16 protein-coding genes are annotated in these 15572 nt (G+C 65.2%); 7 read left to right on the forward strand and 9 right to left on the reverse strand.

From position 1 onward, the window contains the following. Nucleotides 1–71: 71 nt before the first annotated feature. From A5788_RS17685 to A5788_RS17695, 3 genes are all read right to left on the reverse strand, one after another. Complete coding sequence (locus A5788_RS17685) at nt 72–389, reverse strand: DUF2516 family protein (protein ID WP_064868961.1); 318 nt, start codon at nt 387–389, stop codon at nt 72–74. A 10-nt stretch (nt 390–399) separates the two neighbouring features. Further along, nucleotides 400–930 carry a helix-turn-helix domain-containing protein gene (locus tag A5788_RS17690; protein WP_064868964.1) on the reverse strand — a complete coding sequence of 177 codons (531 nt, stop codon included), beginning with the start codon at nt 928–930 and terminating at the stop codon, nt 400–402. 72 nt (nt 931–1002) lie between these two features. Then, complete coding sequence (locus A5788_RS17695; protein ID WP_152930014.1) at nt 1003–2343, reverse strand: DUF445 domain-containing protein; 1341 nt, start codon at nt 2341–2343, stop codon at nt 1003–1005. A 52-nt stretch (nt 2344–2395) separates the two neighbouring features. On the opposite strand from A5788_RS17695, the gene A5788_RS17700 reads away from it, so the two are divergent. Both A5788_RS17700 and A5788_RS17705 read left to right on the forward strand, forming a co-directional pair. Further along, nucleotides 2396–3193 (forward strand): TetR/AcrR family transcriptional regulator, encoded by a 798-nt coding sequence (locus A5788_RS17700; RefSeq protein WP_231894135.1) that lies wholly within the window; start codon nt 2396–2398, stop codon nt 3191–3193. After that, nucleotides 3186–4043, forward strand: a complete 858-nt coding sequence (locus tag A5788_RS17705) for a polyphosphate kinase 2 family protein (RefSeq protein WP_064868966.1) — start codon at nt 3186–3188, stop codon at nt 4041–4043. The genes A5788_RS17700 and A5788_RS17705 overlap by 8 nt, the downstream gene beginning before the upstream one ends. A gap of 36 nt (nt 4044–4079) precedes the next feature. Here the strand turns inward: A5788_RS17705 and A5788_RS17710 are convergent, their stop codons facing one another. Then, nucleotides 4080–5291 carry a benzoate/H(+) symporter BenE family transporter gene (locus A5788_RS17710; protein ID WP_064869149.1) on the reverse strand — a complete coding sequence of 404 codons (1212 nt, stop codon included), beginning with the start codon at nt 5289–5291 and terminating at the stop codon, nt 4080–4082. A gap of 102 nt (nt 5292–5393) precedes the next feature. Here A5788_RS17710 and A5788_RS17715 point away from each other — a divergent pair, with 102 nt between their 5' ends. Then, nucleotides 5394–5927 (forward strand): helix-turn-helix domain-containing protein, encoded by a 534-nt coding sequence (locus A5788_RS17715; protein ID WP_064869150.1) that lies wholly within the window; start codon nt 5394–5396, stop codon nt 5925–5927. Between the two features lie 117 nt (nt 5928–6044). Here A5788_RS17715 and A5788_RS17720 read toward each other — a convergent pair whose 3' ends face one another. From A5788_RS17720 to A5788_RS17735, 4 genes are all read right to left on the reverse strand, one after another. Continuing rightward, the gene (locus A5788_RS17720; RefSeq protein WP_049698014.1) at nt 6045–6866 is read right to left on the reverse strand and encodes a hypothetical protein; all 822 of its coding nucleotides are present in this window, start codon (nt 6864–6866) and stop codon (nt 6045–6047) included. 201 nt (nt 6867–7067) lie between these two features. Then, nucleotides 7068–7961: a 3-hydroxybutyryl-CoA dehydrogenase gene (locus tag A5788_RS17725; protein WP_064868969.1), complete on the reverse strand. Its 894-nt coding sequence runs from the start codon at nt 7959–7961 to the stop codon at nt 7068–7070. A gap of 177 nt (nt 7962–8138) precedes the next feature. Then, nucleotides 8139–9425 carry an isocitrate lyase gene (gene aceA, locus A5788_RS17730; protein ID WP_005209419.1) on the reverse strand — a complete coding sequence of 429 codons (1287 nt, stop codon included), beginning with the start codon at nt 9423–9425 and terminating at the stop codon, nt 8139–8141. 513 nt (nt 9426–9938) lie between these two features. After that, entirely contained in the window at nt 9939–10706 is a 768-nt protein-coding gene (locus tag A5788_RS17735) for a hypothetical protein (protein WP_064868972.1), read from the reverse strand. 59 nt (nt 10707–10765) lie between these two features. Between A5788_RS17735 and ramB the strand changes: the two genes are divergently transcribed. Both ramB and A5788_RS17745 read left to right on the forward strand, forming a co-directional pair. Then, nucleotides 10766–12187 (forward strand): acetate metabolism transcriptional regulator RamB, encoded by a 1422-nt coding sequence (gene ramB, locus A5788_RS17740; protein WP_049697635.1) that lies wholly within the window; start codon nt 10766–10768, stop codon nt 12185–12187. Between the two features lie 242 nt (nt 12188–12429). Beyond that, on the forward strand, nt 12430–13827 hold the full coding sequence (locus tag A5788_RS17745; RefSeq protein WP_082937873.1) for a lipase family protein: 1398 nt from the start codon (nt 12430–12432) through the stop codon (nt 13825–13827). Between the two features lie 17 nt (nt 13828–13844). Here A5788_RS17745 and A5788_RS17750 read toward each other — a convergent pair whose 3' ends face one another. Beyond that, a complete protein-coding gene (locus tag A5788_RS17750; protein ID WP_064868975.1) occupies nt 13845–14312 on the reverse strand; it encodes a MaoC family dehydratase in 468 nt (155 codons plus the stop codon). Between the two features lie 26 nt (nt 14313–14338). Here A5788_RS17750 and A5788_RS17755 point away from each other — a divergent pair, with 26 nt between their 5' ends. Both A5788_RS17755 and A5788_RS17760 read left to right on the forward strand, forming a co-directional pair. Continuing rightward, nucleotides 14339–14899, forward strand: a complete 561-nt coding sequence (locus A5788_RS17755; protein ID WP_064868978.1) for a carboxymuconolactone decarboxylase family protein — start codon at nt 14339–14341, stop codon at nt 14897–14899. Between the two features lie 9 nt (nt 14900–14908). Next, complete coding sequence (locus A5788_RS17760; protein WP_064868980.1) at nt 14909–15565, forward strand: class I SAM-dependent methyltransferase; 657 nt, start codon at nt 14909–14911, stop codon at nt 15563–15565. Nucleotides 15566–15572 lie beyond the last annotated feature (7 nt).

A 15572-nucleotide genomic window follows, 5' to 3' on the forward strand; every position in this document is an offset into this window, starting at 1 on the left:
ATCGTGGCTCCCGCCACTCCCTGCAGGGGATCGACACGTAGCGATTCAGGCAGTTCGGGCCCCCAACGTCACTAGCGCCCGACCTTCCGAAACCAGGACTTCCCTTGAATCGAGTCGACGCGGGGCCGCACATCGACGATGTACACCAGGACGGCCACGACGCCGATCAGATAGAACAGCGACGGCGCCTGAAAGAACCAGATGAACACCGTTGCAGCGGCAAGGATCGCCACCCAGATGACCTTCTTCTGCCGATCGACGGCAGGGAAGGCGTCGGAGCGCTGGATCGACGCGTGGATCAGCGACACGATCGCCGCAACACCTGCGACGACGGTCAGCACCCACAGGATCAGGTTTTGGCCCGCAGCCATGAAGCTCACAAAGTTCACGAATCACACTCTAGTCGTGCTTGCCGACGGTCGGGTCTGCGTCGTTCTCGCGGTTCTCGCGCTGGAAGGACTCGTAGATCTCCAGCAGCATCTGCTTCTGCCGTTCACTGATCGACGTGTCGATCAGCAGCGCATCACGGACGGGGCTCGCGGGGCGTTCCTCGAGGATGCCCGCGCGCACGTAGAGCACCTCGGCGGACACACGCAGTCCCTTGGCGATTTGCGCCAGGACATCCGCAGACGGTTTGCGCAGCCCGCGCTCGATCTGACTCAGATACGGATTCGACACTCCCGCACGGTCGGCAAGCTGACGCAGCGAGACCTCCGCTGCCACACGCTGTGAGCGGATGAACGAACCGATGTCCTGCGCCGCCGTCGCGACTACGTCCTGTGCCGCGTTGGCGACCGTCTCGACGGGGTTGCTCGAACCCTCATCCCCTGCCGCCTCGACAGCCTCGTCAACCGTCTGCTCGACGACCTCGCCCGCGTCGTCGGACCCGGTGTTCGCGTCGTCGTTCGATGGGATTGGTTTGCTCTGCACTGCTTCTCACTCCCGATACTCGCTGCCCCATGCCAGTATCGGGGTGCGTGCTAGCTCGTGCAAGCAGTCACGTCACCCGAAGATCAGAACCGACACCGTGTAGATCGCGAGTCCGGCCAGCGAACCGACCACGGTGCCGTTGATCCTGATGAACTGAAGATCGCGCCCCACCTGCAGTTCGATCTTCCGGCTGGTGTCGTCGGCATCCCAGCCCCGCACGGTCTCGGTGATCACGGAGATGATCTCGCGGGAGTAGTTCGTCGCGACGTGCTGAGCCACCCGAGCAACCCAGCCGTTCATCTTCTCCTGCAGCGGGCGGTCGTCGCGGATGCGCGTTCCGAGTCGGATGACGGCGTCGGTCAGGGTGTTGCGCAGCGTGCTGTTGGGGTCTTCGAGCATCTGCTCGATGACCGCCTTGCCGGTGTTCCATGCGGTCGACGCCGCGTCGGCGACCTCGGCACTACCGACGAGGTCGTGCTTGATGCCCTCGAAACGCTCGATCATCACGGGGTCGTGCTGGAGGTCGTGTGAGAACTGTTCGACGAACTGATGCATCGACCGTCGCATCTCGTGATCGGGATCGGTCTTGACCTTGTAGGTGAAGTCGACGAGTTCTCGGTAGATCTTGTCGCCGACGAGCGTCGAGACGAACTTCGGTTTCCACGACGGTCCGACGTCGCGGTCGACGACACGCTCAATGAGGTCCTGGCTTCCGACGGCCCAGTCGTAGGCGCGGTCGCAGAGCAACTGGAAGACCGGATCGAGCCGGTCCTCGTCGACGAGTTGTTCCAGAATTCGGCCGATCGGGGGCGCCCATTCCGGCTCTGCCGCCCATTTCAGCACGGCCTGGATGAACTGCTCGATGTCCTCGTCGCCGAGCATCTCCGAGGCCAGCTTGATCGCGCGTGCCGCCTCGTCGGAGATCCGCGGACGGTTCGCGGGATCGGCGAGCCACGTCGAGACTCTGCGCGGCATGTCGAGCTGTTCCGCACGTTCGACGACGACGGCGGGCGTCATGAAGTTCTCTTCGATGAACTCGCCGAGCTGGTCTCCGATCTCGTCCTTCTTCTTCCTGATCAGAGCCGTGTGCGGTACCGGAATGCCCAGCGGATGCTTGAACAGCGCGGTCACCGCGAACCAGTCGGCGAGTCCGCCGACCATGCCCGCTTCCGACGCCGCTCGCACGTAACCCACCCATGCCGCCACGTCGGCGCCGTCGCGATGCTCGAGGTAGCGCATGCAGAGGTAGACGATCGCGGCCACCACGAGGAAGCCGGTCGAGACCACTTTCATCTTGCGGAGGTCACGTCGGCGGCGCTGATCACCCGGTCCGTCGGCGGCACCGAATCCCGGCGACGACCCCTTCGCCCGCGCGGGCGTCTGCCCCGGTTGGCCGGATACGTCCGGAATCACTGTCGACACTCAATAAGTTCTACCCTCTCCCGGGGATTAGGCTGGCCGAGTGATACCCAACCGGCCAAGCCCTGCGGCCGCGGCACGTACTGCGCTTTCGGCTGCCGCACATGTGACACGCGGGGTCGAACAGGCCCTGTTGGGTGCGGTCACCGACGACGCGGTCAAGCCGGACGGTCGCAGACAGCGCTGGGAAAAGCACAAACAGGAACGCCGCAGCGAGTTGACCGACGGCACCATCGAGGCCGTGCGGGCACTCGGAGCCGACGCCGGCATGGACGAGATCGCCACGCACATCGGCGTCTCCAAGACCGTGCTCTACCGATACTTCAGCGACAAGAACGACCTCGGCACAGCGGTCACGGTGCGCTTCTTCGAGACAACGCTCCTCCCTCGATTGGCGGAGGCGATCTCCGACGACGCCGACGAGTACACCCTGACCAGAACCGTCATCGGCGTCTACGTGCGAGCCGTCGCCGACGATCCCGGCCTCTACCGCTTCGCCCTGACGAACTCTCCGACGTCGTCTGTCGGGACCGTCGAATCGGAACGTCTGGTCGCGCAGTTGCTCACCGCGACCATCGTCGCGCGGATGGAGGAGCGCGCCGCGGACACGTCGGGCGCCATGGTCTGGTCGCACGTTCTGGTTGGCGGCATGCAGCGCGCCGTCGACTGGTGGATGACCGACCGCGAGCTTCCCGTCGACGACCTGATCGACTACCTGACGATGATGGTCTGGAGTTCGGTCACCGGGATCGCACGCGTCAACGGATCACGCGAAGCGTTCATCGCCGACCCTCCCGTGCTGACACAACCGACGAGACCTGAGGAGGTCAGCTTCGATGGCTAAGAAGGCTGGATGGACGACGCCCGCGACCGAGTCGCTGCGGGCATCGACGCTCGGGCCGATCGCCGACTTCGATCCCGACTCGACCCCCGGCTTCGACGGCGACCGTGACCGCGGTGCGGAGTTGCTCACCGAGCGTGGGGAGGTGCTCGCCGACCTCCAGGAGTTGCTGTTCGCCAACGGCCGGTCGGGCGATCACCGATCGGTCCTGCTCGTGCTGCAGGGGATGGACACTGCGGGCAAGGGCGGGATCGTGCGTCACGTCGGCGGCCTCGTCGACCCACAGGGCTTGTCCATCAAGGGTTTCGGCAAGCCGACGCCCGAAGAGCTCGAACACGACTTCCTGTGGCGCATCCGCAAGGCCGTGCCGCCTGCGGGACGCATCGGCATCTTCGATCGCTCCCACTACGAGGACGTGCTGCCCGTGCGAGTGCACAACCTTGTGCCGCAATCGGAATGGGAAGGGCGCTACGCGACGATCAACGAGTTCGAGGACGACCTCGTCGCGACCGGAACGACCATCGTGAAGTGTGCGCTCGTCGTTTCCAAGGAGGAGCAGCGCACGCGTCTCGCCGAGCGCCTCGAACGGCCGGACAAATACTGGAAGTTCAATCCGGCCGACATCGACGAACGCCCGTTCTGGGACGACTACCTCGCGGCATACCAGGCGATCTTCGATCGCTGCGACTCCGACGCCGCACCCTGGTACGTGATTCCCGCGAACAAGAAGTGGTTCTCGCGCCTCGCGATCTGCGAACTGCTGATCTCCGCACTGCAAGGGCTCGACCTCGAATGGCCGAAGGCCGACTTCGACATCGAGGCCCAGAAGAAGCGGCTCGCCGAATCCGTCTGAGCGCGTTGGTTCTACGTCAGTTAGGTCGCGCAAGGTTCAGTCCCGCGTAGCCGATCCGGCGCCCGACTCGTCGCGGCGTCGAAGCACCGTGTGCGCCACGAGTCCGACGACGAGCGCCCAGAACGCTCCACCGATGCCCCAGAACGAGATTCCCGCGGCCGCGGTCACAAACGTGAGTGCGGCGGGAATCCGATACTCCTCCTGCGCCAGCGCACCGACGAGCGCCGAGGCGAAGGTGCCGAGTAGCGCCAGTCCCGCAACAGTTTCGAGCAGACCGTGCGGCGCGATCGCCGTGATCGTGACCAGCACCCCCGACAGTGCTGCGAGGATCAGGTACGACACGCCCGCCGAGATCCCGGCGATCCAGCGTCGAGAACGATCCGGTCCGGCCTCGTCACCTGCGGCGAGCGCTGCCGACAACGCCGCCAGATTGATCGCGTGGCCACCGAACGGCGCGCCGATGACCGTTCCGGTACCCGTGACGAACATCGAAGCCCGCCACGGGGTCTGGTAGCCGAACGACTTCAACACCGCAACGCCTGGCACGTTCTGCGATGCCATCGTGACCACGTAGAGCGGGATCGCGATCCCGACGATCGCCGAGGCGTCGAAATGCGGTGTGGTCCAAGTGATCTGCGGCCACCACTCGGTGTGCGCCGCGGAGTCGACGCCGTGCACCGCGAGATAGATTCCGATCACGACGAGTGCCGTGATCAGAGCGAGCGGCAACGCCCAGCGCGGCAACCAGCGAGTGGCACACAACCACACGACGAGAATCGGAATGGTCAGCAACGGTTGCACCGCAAGGGATTTGATCGGCGCCAGACAGAGGGTCAGCAGCACGCCCGCGAGCATCGCCTGTGCAATGGGAGTCGGAATTCTCGCTATGAGATCGCCGAGCGCCGGGATCAATCCCGTTGCGAGGACGAGAACTCCGACGACGAGAAATGCTCCGACGGCGGCTGGCCAGCCCGCGTGGTAGCTCGCGCCCATCGCCGCGAGGAGGGCTGCGCCCGGGGTCGACCATGCCAGGGTGATCGGCATCCGATAGCGCAGACACAGCACGATGATGCCGAGCGCGAACGTCACCGTCAGCGCCAACAGACCCGAGGCGGCTTGCGTCGACGACGCGCCGACAGCGCGGAGCCCGGAGACAACGACCACAAAGGACGAGGTGAAACCGACGAGCGCGGTGACGATGCCTGCGACGATCGGCTCGGTGTTCGACACCCGCTGCTGTGTGGTCACGATGCCAGCATAGCGGTATCGTTCTGTAAACAGAACACTCGGGAGCGGTGCCCACCGCGACCGACGAATGAAGCGGAAGGCAGGCACGTGGTCGACGGAGTTGTGAGCGACTCGAAGCGTGATGATCGACGACGAGACGTCGGTGAGCGGATCTCCGCGCTACGCATCGAACGCAACCTCAGCCTGTCCGCACTCGCCCGCGCCGCCGGGATCGGCAAGGGCTCACTCTCCGAACTCGAAGCGGGACAACGCAACCCCACCCTCGACACGCTCTATGCCGTGGCAGGCCCGCTCGGCGTGCCACTGACGGCACTCCTCGGCGAGGCGTCGGGAACCGAAGGCGACGGCACGCACCTCACCGCACGGTTACTCCAAGTCGAACATCACGACGACGGTTCGACGACGGAGGTCTTCTGGCTCCACGTCTCCTCCGGAGGAGTCCGACGCTCCCCCGCACACGGCGCAGGCGTCGTCGAACATGTCCGGGTGGTGCGCGGAAACCTGGTCGCTGGACCCGTAGGCGACGAAAAGCCCGCGGGCGCAGGCGAATCACTGCAATGGATCAGCGACCGCCCGCACACCTACAGCACCGACGACGACGTCCTCGCCGTACTCACCATCGACTCACCCGGCTAGCGGCCACGTGGATGGTCTCGTCAACGCAGAGCGTCCCGCGACTCGGACGCTGCACGATCGAATCATCGATCGTGAGGTCCGAGTACGCGGGACGCGAACTCTGCTACCCGAAATGGGTTAGCTGGTGCTCTTCTTGGCCGTGGTCGACTTCTTGGCGGTGGTCGACTTGGTCGCGGTGGTCGACTTTGCCGGAGCAGCCGTGGTGGTCCGCTTGGCGGCAATCTTCTTGGCGGGCGACGCATTTGCGGTGCGCGCCTTGCCCTCGACCGCGCCTGCGGCACCGTCGATCTTCGACGCTGCGGTCGCGCTACGGGCCTTGGCGGTCTTGCCGGCCTCGGTGACCGCTGCACTTGCCTCGTCGAGTTTCTCGTTCACCTCGAGGGCGGCCTCTTCGACCTTGCCGCTGAGATCGTCGACGGCGTCATCGAGGGCATCGCCCGCTTCGCCGACGCGGGTGCTGACCAGCGTGGCGAGCTTCGAAGCCTGCTCACCGACGGCGCGAGTCTGATGCGAGACCACGCCGAGTGCGTCCTCGGTCAGGTCGACGGCGTCGTTGTAGGTCTTCTCCGCGCGGGTCAGGCCCTCCTGCACGATCGGCTGCTGCCAGAGGCGGCCGACGGCCTCTTCGCCGCGCTCGGCGAGCGAGGTGTAGATGGTCGTGGCGAACTCGACGTAGCCGTCGGCAACCTTGCGCAGTTCCTCGGGCGACAGCTTGGTGCGCAGGTCGTCGATGGTCGACTCGATGGTGCCGGGGAGCTCCTCGGGCAGCGCGTTCAGGCGGCCGCGGGTCTCCTCGAAGCGGGTCTGAGCGGTCTCGCCCGCAGCCTCGGTGCGCTCCTTGATCTGCGTGACAGCGTCGCTCACCTGCTTGAGTGCAAGGTCTCCCGCGCCAACCACGGCATAGAACGGGCTGGGCAGATTGCGTTCGGTGGTGGTCATGGCGATCTCCTTAGTCATTGGTCACCAAAAAAGGTTGCGGCACAAGGCATATCGAGGAGGCAAACCACTTTGTCGCTTCTGCTCTCGATAGGTGCCGCACCAGCACTTGTAGTGGTTCCGTAAACCAGTATGCCACGTTTGCTAGCTATTGCAAGCAATCTGCTAGCACTAATTGTCGAATCGCTGTGATACCGCACACAGTCAGAATCGTGCCTGCTGGTCGTCGGCGTATTGATAAAAGCCACGCCCCGACTTCTTGCCGAGGTGTCCGGCCTCCACCATGCGCAACAGCAACGGCGTCGGTGCGTACAGCGCCTCTTTTGTCTCCGCATACATGCGGTCGGCGATCGCCGTGACGGTGTCGAGTCCGACCATGTCCGCAAGCCGCAGCGGACCCATGGGGTGCGCACAGCCGAGAACCATGCCTCGGTCGACGTCTTCGATGTCGGCAAATCCGTTCTCCACCAATCGAATTGCCGAGAGTAGGTACGGTACGAGCATCGCGTTCACCACAAACCCCGACCGATCGGCAGACGCGATGACCTGCTTGCCGAGCACCGCGTTGGCGAAAGACTCTGCGCGCGTGACGATGTCGGCACCCGTGTGCAGCGTTGACACCAATTCGACGAGCGGTAGCACCGGGACAGGATTGAAGAAGTGAAGGCCGACCACACGCGCGGGGTTCTGGGTCGCCATGCCCAGCGTGATGATCGGAATCGACGACGTGTTGGACGCCAGAACGGCACCGGGATCCGACACGGTCTTGTCGAGGACGGCGAAGAGCTCGGTCTTGACGGCCTCGTCCTCGACGACGGCCTCGCAGACGACGTGCCGGTCGGCGAAACCGTCGAGTTCGGTGGTGAATCGCAGTCGCAACGCCGCCTGTTCGCGTTCACGCTCGGTGAGCTTGCCGCTCGACACTCCCCGCTCGAGCGAGCGCAGTATCCGCGACCGGCCACCGGCGACGAGCTCACGCGTCGGTTCGTAGACCAGTACGTCTGCGTCCGACCGAGCACACACTTCGGCGATCCCCGCGCCCATCTGGCCCGCACCGACCACGCCGACACGCCATGCGTCCGCCACCACTGCCTCCATTCAGATCAACGCCGACCCGATCCACTCTGCCCATAACCTATGCGCGACAACGTATTTGGCGAGCACACGAGCAGCTCCGGTGCACGCCCGGAAGCCCCCAGATATGCCAACAGGCGGCCCGCAACGTAACGCTGCGAGCCGCCTGATGCGCAAAACCTCAGAGAGGCGGGCTGGTTCCTAGTGGAACTGGCCTTCCTCGGTGGAGCCCTTCAGAGCTGCGGTCGAGGTGTTGGGGTCGACCGTGGTGGCGATGCGGTCGAAGTAGCCCGCACCGACCTCGCGCTGGTGCTTGGTGGCGGTGTAGCCACGAGCCTCAGCAGCGAACTCGCGCTCCTGCAGGTCGACGTAAGCGGTCATCTGCTCGCGGGCGTAGCCGTAAGCGAGATCGAACATCGAGTAGTTGAGGGCGTGGAAGCCTGCCAGGGTGATGAACTGGAACTTGAAGCCCATCGCGCCGAGCTCGTTCTGGAACTTCGCGATGGTCGCGTCGTCCAGGTGCTGCTTCCAGTTGAAGGAAGGCGAGCAGTTGTAAGCCAGCAGCTGGTCAGGGAACTCGCTCTTGACGGCCTCGGCGAACTGGCGAGCCAGCTCCAGGTCGGGCTTGCCGGTCTCCATCCAGATGAGGTCGGCGTAGGGAGCGTAGGCCTTGGCACGCGCGATGCAGGGCTCGATGCCCTTCTTCACGTTGTAGAAGCCCTCGGTGGTGCGCTCACCGGTCACGAACGGCTTGTCGCGCTCGTCGACGTCGGAGGTGATGAGGGTTGCGGCCTCGGCGTCGGTACGAGCGACGACGACGGTCGGGGTGTTGGCAACGTCGGCAGCCAGGCGAGCCGAGGTCAGGGTGCGGATGTGCTGCTGGGTGGGGATGAGCACCTTGCCACCGAGGTGGCCGCACTTCTTCTCCGAGGCGAGCTGATCTTCCCAGTGGGTACCGGCGGCGCCGGCCTTGATCATGGCCTTCTGGAGCTCGTAGACGTTGAGGGCGCCACCGAAGCCGGCTTCGCCGTCGGCCACGATCGGCACGACCCAGTTGTCGACCGAGTTGTCACCCTCGACGCGGGCGATCTCGTCGGCGCGCAGCATCGCGTTGTTGATGCGCTGCACGACGGCCGGCACCGAGTTGGCCGGGTAGAGCGACTGGTCGGGGTAGGTGTGGCCGGAGAGGTTCGCGTCACCGGCGACCTGCCAACCCGAGAGGTAGATGGCCTTGAGGCCCGCGCGCACCTGCTGCACGGCCTGGTTACCGGTCAGCGCGCCGAGGGCGTTGATGTAGTTGTCGCTGTTGACGCCTTCCCACAGGATCTCGGCGCCACGACGAGCGAGGGTGTGCTCCTCGACGACGGTGCCCTGGAGCTCGGCAACCTGCTCGGCAGTGTATTCGCGCGTGATGCCCTTCCACCGCGGGTTGGTGTCCCAGTCCTGCTGGATTTCCGCGGCGGTGCGGGGCTTTCCGACGTTGCTCATTAGCCACTTCGCTTTCGTTGTGCTGCTCGTCCCGATCTCCCGGGACGAATGCTTGTCCGGCTCACAGAGACCGGGGCCTATATGGGCCCGGCCGAGGCTGCCAGGGAATGCATCCAGGCCGGGTGGTGTCAGGCCTCCGGGCGCGCGTCGAGCTCACATGTGTGACGACCATCACAGCGTGTGATCGTAGTTTGCGAACTCTTCGGCACTTCCCGGAAACGCCTGACTCAAGGGTGCCACAACGGAAACGCGCAGGTCCAATCCCCTTTGACTGCAAAAATGCGCCAACCATGTGGCGAAGATTTGCAAATTTTGCAAATCTGGAGATGTGAAGAGTCGTCAGCAGGACGTTAAAAAGTACGCGCGTACTGCGTTTTCTCGATACGCCTCAGCGGTGGCCCGCCCACGGCGGCACACCGCGTCGACGCTCGCCGGAAAGACTCCCGACACCTCACATGTGGCGTGTTTCACACTGCGGTTCGAGGTACTCCCGGGCGCCGACGCCACTCCTCGTCACCGCGCGGCCGCGCTCAGGGCTGTGCCGAAGAGATCAACGAAGGCCGACGACGGCATCGGCTCCACCGCGTCGGCTGGCGGGTTCTGCGCCCGTCCGGCAGGGCCGTTCACCGTGAGAGCGACCGTGAATACCGCTCCTCCGGCGCGCTTCACGAGCGCATATCCGACATATCCGACCTGCTTGCGGATCGTCGAATCCGGCAGTGCCGTCGACACATCCGACCGCGAGAGAAAAGCACGTTCGACGCTGAGTCCGTCGGGACCGTTGGCGACCTCCGGCGGGTCGGGCAGCGTCGTCGACTCGGTGGTGACCGTCGCACCCGCGAGGCTTCCCGACGCAACGGTGGTTCGCGTCGTTCGGCACTGCCCGCTCCTCGTGCGGATGTCGTCGTCGATGTCGCGTCGAACGGTGGACACCAGCTCGACGAGCCCGACGTCGGCCGCGCTCGCCGCCAACACCGCTGAGTTCGACTCGCTGACCTTCTCGGTGAAGCTCGTATCGGCGGTTGGGCGGCACTCCTGCGGCACCACACCGTCGGCGCGTGCCGCGGCCAGTTGGGCCCGGTCGGAGTCGACGAGGTCGGAGACGGTCAGTTGCGTCGTCGCGAAGCCGGAAGGCAACTGCGCGGGCCGAAGCAGCAGATCGGCGGGAGCGACGGCCGTGGCGGTCACGACCGCGTCATCGTCGCCGCAGCCCGCGAGCGTGGCAGCGACGCAGCCGAGCAGCGTCGCTGCCACCCACCGTCGAACCCACCGCCCACGCATCGGGTCACCGTACCCTGAGCGGGTCCGACGAAATGGCGACCTATGAACTGCGGCGACCTATGAACAACAGGGCCTATGTCGGATCGCGTTTGCGGCAACTCCGCTCCGAACGCGGGCTGTCGCAGGTGGCGTTGGCGCAGACGCTGCGCATCTCCGCGTCGTACCTCAACCAGATCGAACACGACGCCCGCCCGCTCACCGCGTCGGTGCTGGCGCGGATCACCGAGGCTTTCGGAGTCGACGGCGGGTTCTTCGACTCGCAAGACGACGTCCGACTCGTCGCAGAACTGCGCGAGGCGCTGCTCGACGACGACATCGAGGCCGCGCCGACGACCGCCGACCCGCAGGAGATCGCGGCGATGGTCTCGGCTCACCCCGACATGGCGCAGGCGATGGTGAATCTGCATCGCCGGTATCGGATTGCGATCGACCAGCTCGCCGCGGCGACCGACGAACGCAGCGACCGCGCCATGCGCGGATCGATAACCGCACCCCATGAGGAGGTGCGCGACTATTTCTACCAGCGCCGCAACTACATTCACGCACTCGACGTCGCGGCAGAAGAGCTCAACGCACGCATGCGGATGCACTCGGGCGACGTCCGACGGGAGATCGCCGACCGGCTCGAACGCGTCCACGGGGTGACGATCGCGCCGCGCGTCGACCTCGGCGACTACCTCCTGCACCGATTCGACCCCACGACACGACGTCTCGAGGTCTCGGCCGCGCTGTCGGCCGGCCAGCGGGCGTTCAAACTTGCCGCAGAACTCGCGCTCGTCGAATTCGACGATCTCCTCACCGAATTGGTCGACGAGGCGAATTTCACCAACACCGAGGCGCAGGCGCTCGCGAAGACCGGACTGGCCAACTACTTCGCGGCCGCAGTGTTGTTGCCCTACACGCAGTTTCACGGTGCGGCAGAGGATTTTCGCTACGACATCGAACGCCTGTCGGCGTTCTACGCGGTCTCCTACGAGACCATCTGCCACCGACTTTCGACGCTGCAACGCCCGAATCTCCGTGGTGTGCCGTGGTCGTTCGTCCGCGTCGACCGCGCGGGAAACATGTCGAAACGACAGTCCGCCACGGGATTTCACTTCTCGTCGAGCGGCGGCACGTGTCCACTGTGGAATGTCTACGAGACGTTCGCCTATCCGGGAAAGATCATCACGCAGATCGCCGAAATGCCCGACGGCCGTGACTACTTCTGGGTCGCACGCACAGTGGAGAGGCGGGCGGTGCGATACGGCCAGCCGGGCAAGACGTTCGCGCTGGGACTTGGCTGCGAACTGCGCCACGCCGCTCGAGTGATCTACTCGGACGGCCTCGAAATCGGCCCGCAGGCGCGAATCACCCCAATCGGCGCGGGATGTCGCGTGTGCGAACGCCAGCACTGTGCACAGCGCGCATTCCCGCCGCTCGGCTCGAGCCTGCGCATCGACTCGCATCGCAGCAGCGTGTCGCCCTACATGTCGCTCTGACGCAGTCGACGCAGTCGCCTTTGACGTAGTCGACGCAGTCGCTATGACGCAGTCGACGCATTCTCGACAACTCTTCTTGTCGCACAAGCGGACCCCGGTCCGAGGGTTACAGATCAATCACATGTCATACGGCGTAGCCATTTGTGGGTCGAACGATCAGGATGCAGCCCTATGGTGGGCGCGGGAGAGGGGAAGCAGCCGTCGGGGGTGCTTCCCTTCTCCCGGTCTGGAGGCAAGGCGCCATGCGTTCGTCACGGCGACACCCATCGCGGCGAAACTCCGCCGCCGTCTTCCTGCTGGCGTGTGTTGTCGCCGCGATTGCCCCGGGCGTCGCCGCAGCGGATCCGCCGAACATGATGGGTATCCCCCAACAGGTCCCCGATACCATCGACCGCGTCGTCCCCGCACCACCCTTTCCACATCTGTCGACCATCCCGTTGCGCGCACAGTCACCCGGGTTGTCTTGGCGGACACAAGAATTGCGCGAGGCGACGTTGCCTACCCCGACCGGGGATCCCATGTTCGACCGGTGGCCGTCGAACCTCGGCTCCCTCCAGCCCGGCACCGTCATCGCGACCCGCGACGTGACCGCGCCGGCCGCGCCGGTGGTCACCGTGCCGATTGCGTCGGCGACGCTCATCAAGTTCCGCAGCACCGACGCCGTCGGAAAACCGAGCTTCGGTACCGCGACGCTGATAACTCCTACCGCGTCCGCACCGGTGCGCGGACCCCGACCGATCCTCCTGAACAACCTCCCCATCGATTCACTCGGGACCGCGTGCAACCCGGGTTACACGCTTGCCCATGGCTTTTCGATCGCAAGTGGTGTGACAGACCTACTGCCTCCGACGACGCAGCTCGCGCTTGCCCACGGCTATGGCGTGCTGATCCCCGACCACCAGGGCCCGCGGATGGCATATGCAGAGCCCGTCGTCGCAGGTCATATCGTGCTCGACTCTATCCGCGCCGCGTCGAACCTGAAGCCGAAGATGTTCGGGCAAAGCGCAATTGCGATGAGCGGATACTCCGGCGGCTCGATCGCCACCGCCGGCGCGGCGAAACTCCTGGCCGGGTACGCGCCTGAACTCGCGCCGCGCGTCGTCGGGGCGGCACTGGGCGGTGTGCCTGCCGACTTCCGCATGCTCGTCGGCAGTATGAACGCCAACCTCGCGACGGGACTGTTCCATGCCGCGACGTTCGGTATTGCCCGTGAGCGGCCCGAGATCCTCACCATGGCCAACAACCCTGCTCAGTGGATTGCGCCGTCGCCGTTGAAGAACGTGTGCGTGATACCCGAGGCCCTCGCGGGCGCCACATTCATGCCGATGCAGTTGATGGCGAACGTCGGTGATCCGTTCCATTCGCCCATCGCAGAACACATCTACCGCGTGACAAAGATGTCCGACACCCGATCGGCGGTTCCGCTCTACATCTACAACGGCGCCCAGGAGTGGTGGATACCGGCCGCCGGGGCGCGCAACCTGTTCCTCGAACAGTGCCGACTCGGCGCGAACGCTCAATACCGTGACGTCGTCGGCGAACACGTCACCGCCGCCGTGATCGGCTTTCCTGACGCGATGAGTTGGCTCGACGCTCGTTTACGCGGCTCACCTGCACGCAGCGGCTGCCCTCATCGGTGATGAGTCAGGCGGTGATTTCAGTAGACGAGCACGCGCACGTTCTCGGCGACGCAGGCGGGTTTCTCCACACCGTCGATCTGCACCGTGCTGCGCACCACCATGGTCACCCCGGCCGGACTGTCGTCGATCGACACGATCTCGGCGTTGGCGCGGATTCGCGACCCGACCTTGACCGGGCTGGGAAAGCGGACCTTGTTGAGTCCGTAATTGATCACCAGCTTGGGTCCGTTCACGGTGAAGATGTCGCCCGCCAGTAGCGGGAGCAGCGACAGAGTCAGGTAGCCATGTGCGATCGTCGCACCGAAGGGTCCGTCCTTCGCGCGCTCGGGGTCGACGTGAATCCACTGGTGATCGCCGGTCGCGTCGGCAAAGGCGTCGATGCGGTCCTGGGTGACCTCCAACCAGTCCCCGTAGCCGAGGTCCTCGCCGATCGCTGCGGTCAGCTCTGAGATGCTGTTGAACGTCCGTGGTGTGATGTCCGTCATGAATTCTGTAGTCTACCGTTGCGTTCATGACGACCAGCGAAGGTGACGTGGCAACCGGCCCGCGTGTTGCTCCGGGAACGTTGAGCGACCTCGGACTCATCAACTGGGTGTTCGCGAGGGGCGCGGCACGCGTCATCGGCGTCCGCGACGCTCACGTCTTCTCCACCCTGGGCCGCACGCGCGGGCTCTTCCGCGCGTGGCTCTACTTCTCGAGCAGGCTGATGCCCTTCGGCTCACTGTCGCGCCGCGAGTCGGAGATGGTGATCATCCGGGTCGCGCATCTGCGTGGCAGCGACTACGAACTCGACCACCATCGCCGCCTGGGCAAACGTGCAGGTATCGACGACGCCGAGTTCGCCCAGATCATCTCCGGCCACGACGCGGGCTGGGGTGATCGGGAGAAGTGGATGCTGCAGGCCGTCGACGAATTGATCGCCGACAAGGACATCAGCGACACCACCTGGACGTCGCTGCGTCGCCATCTCGACGAACGCCGTGCCATCGCCTTCGTCCTGCTCGCCATGCAGTACGACTCGCTGGCCACCACGCTGCACACCCTGCGCGTCGCGCGCGACGAACGCGTCTGAGGTTCACCCATGACCTCGCTGGCCCAGCGGGCCATGAACAACCGACTGTTCAGCGAGGTCTACGAGCGATTGTGGCGACCGGCGTTCACCCGACTGTTCAGTTTCGGCGGGTCGTCGACCGCGGTCGCCGACCGCGAACTGGTTGCGCATCTGGCGCGGCCCGGTGAGCGCAGCATCCTCGACGTCGCGTGCGGCCCGGGCAATTACACGCGCAGGCTGTCGACGGGATTGACCGGCGACGGCCGATGCGTCGGTATCGACTTCTCGCCGACGATGCTGGCCAAGGCCGTGGCCACGAACAGTGGCGAACGGGTCGCCTACATCCGCGCCGACGCGCATTCGATTCCGTTCGGCGACAACACCTTCGACTCCGTCGTCTGCCTGGCCGCGCTGTACCTGATCCCCGACCCGCTGCCGGTGATCGACGAGCTGGTCCGGGTTGCCAAACCAGGTGGCGAGGTCGCGGTGTTCACCTCCGTGGTCACCAACCTGACCGGACTGCCGGGAGTCCGAACCGTCACCGCGCTCACCGGGTATCGGATCTTCGGCCGCACCGAGATCGTTGATCGCCTGCGGGCGGCCGGCGCGGTCGACGTCGAGCAGACCATCACCGGGCAGGGGCAATTCGTCCTCGCCCGGCTGCCCGCCGAAGAGGACTGTCCCTGAATGTGTG

It is taken from the genome of Gordonia sp. 852002-50816_SCH5313054-c (assembly GCF_001665925.1).
Taxonomy (GTDB): domain Bacteria; phylum Actinomycetota; class Actinomycetes; order Mycobacteriales; family Mycobacteriaceae; genus Gordonia; species Gordonia jacobaea.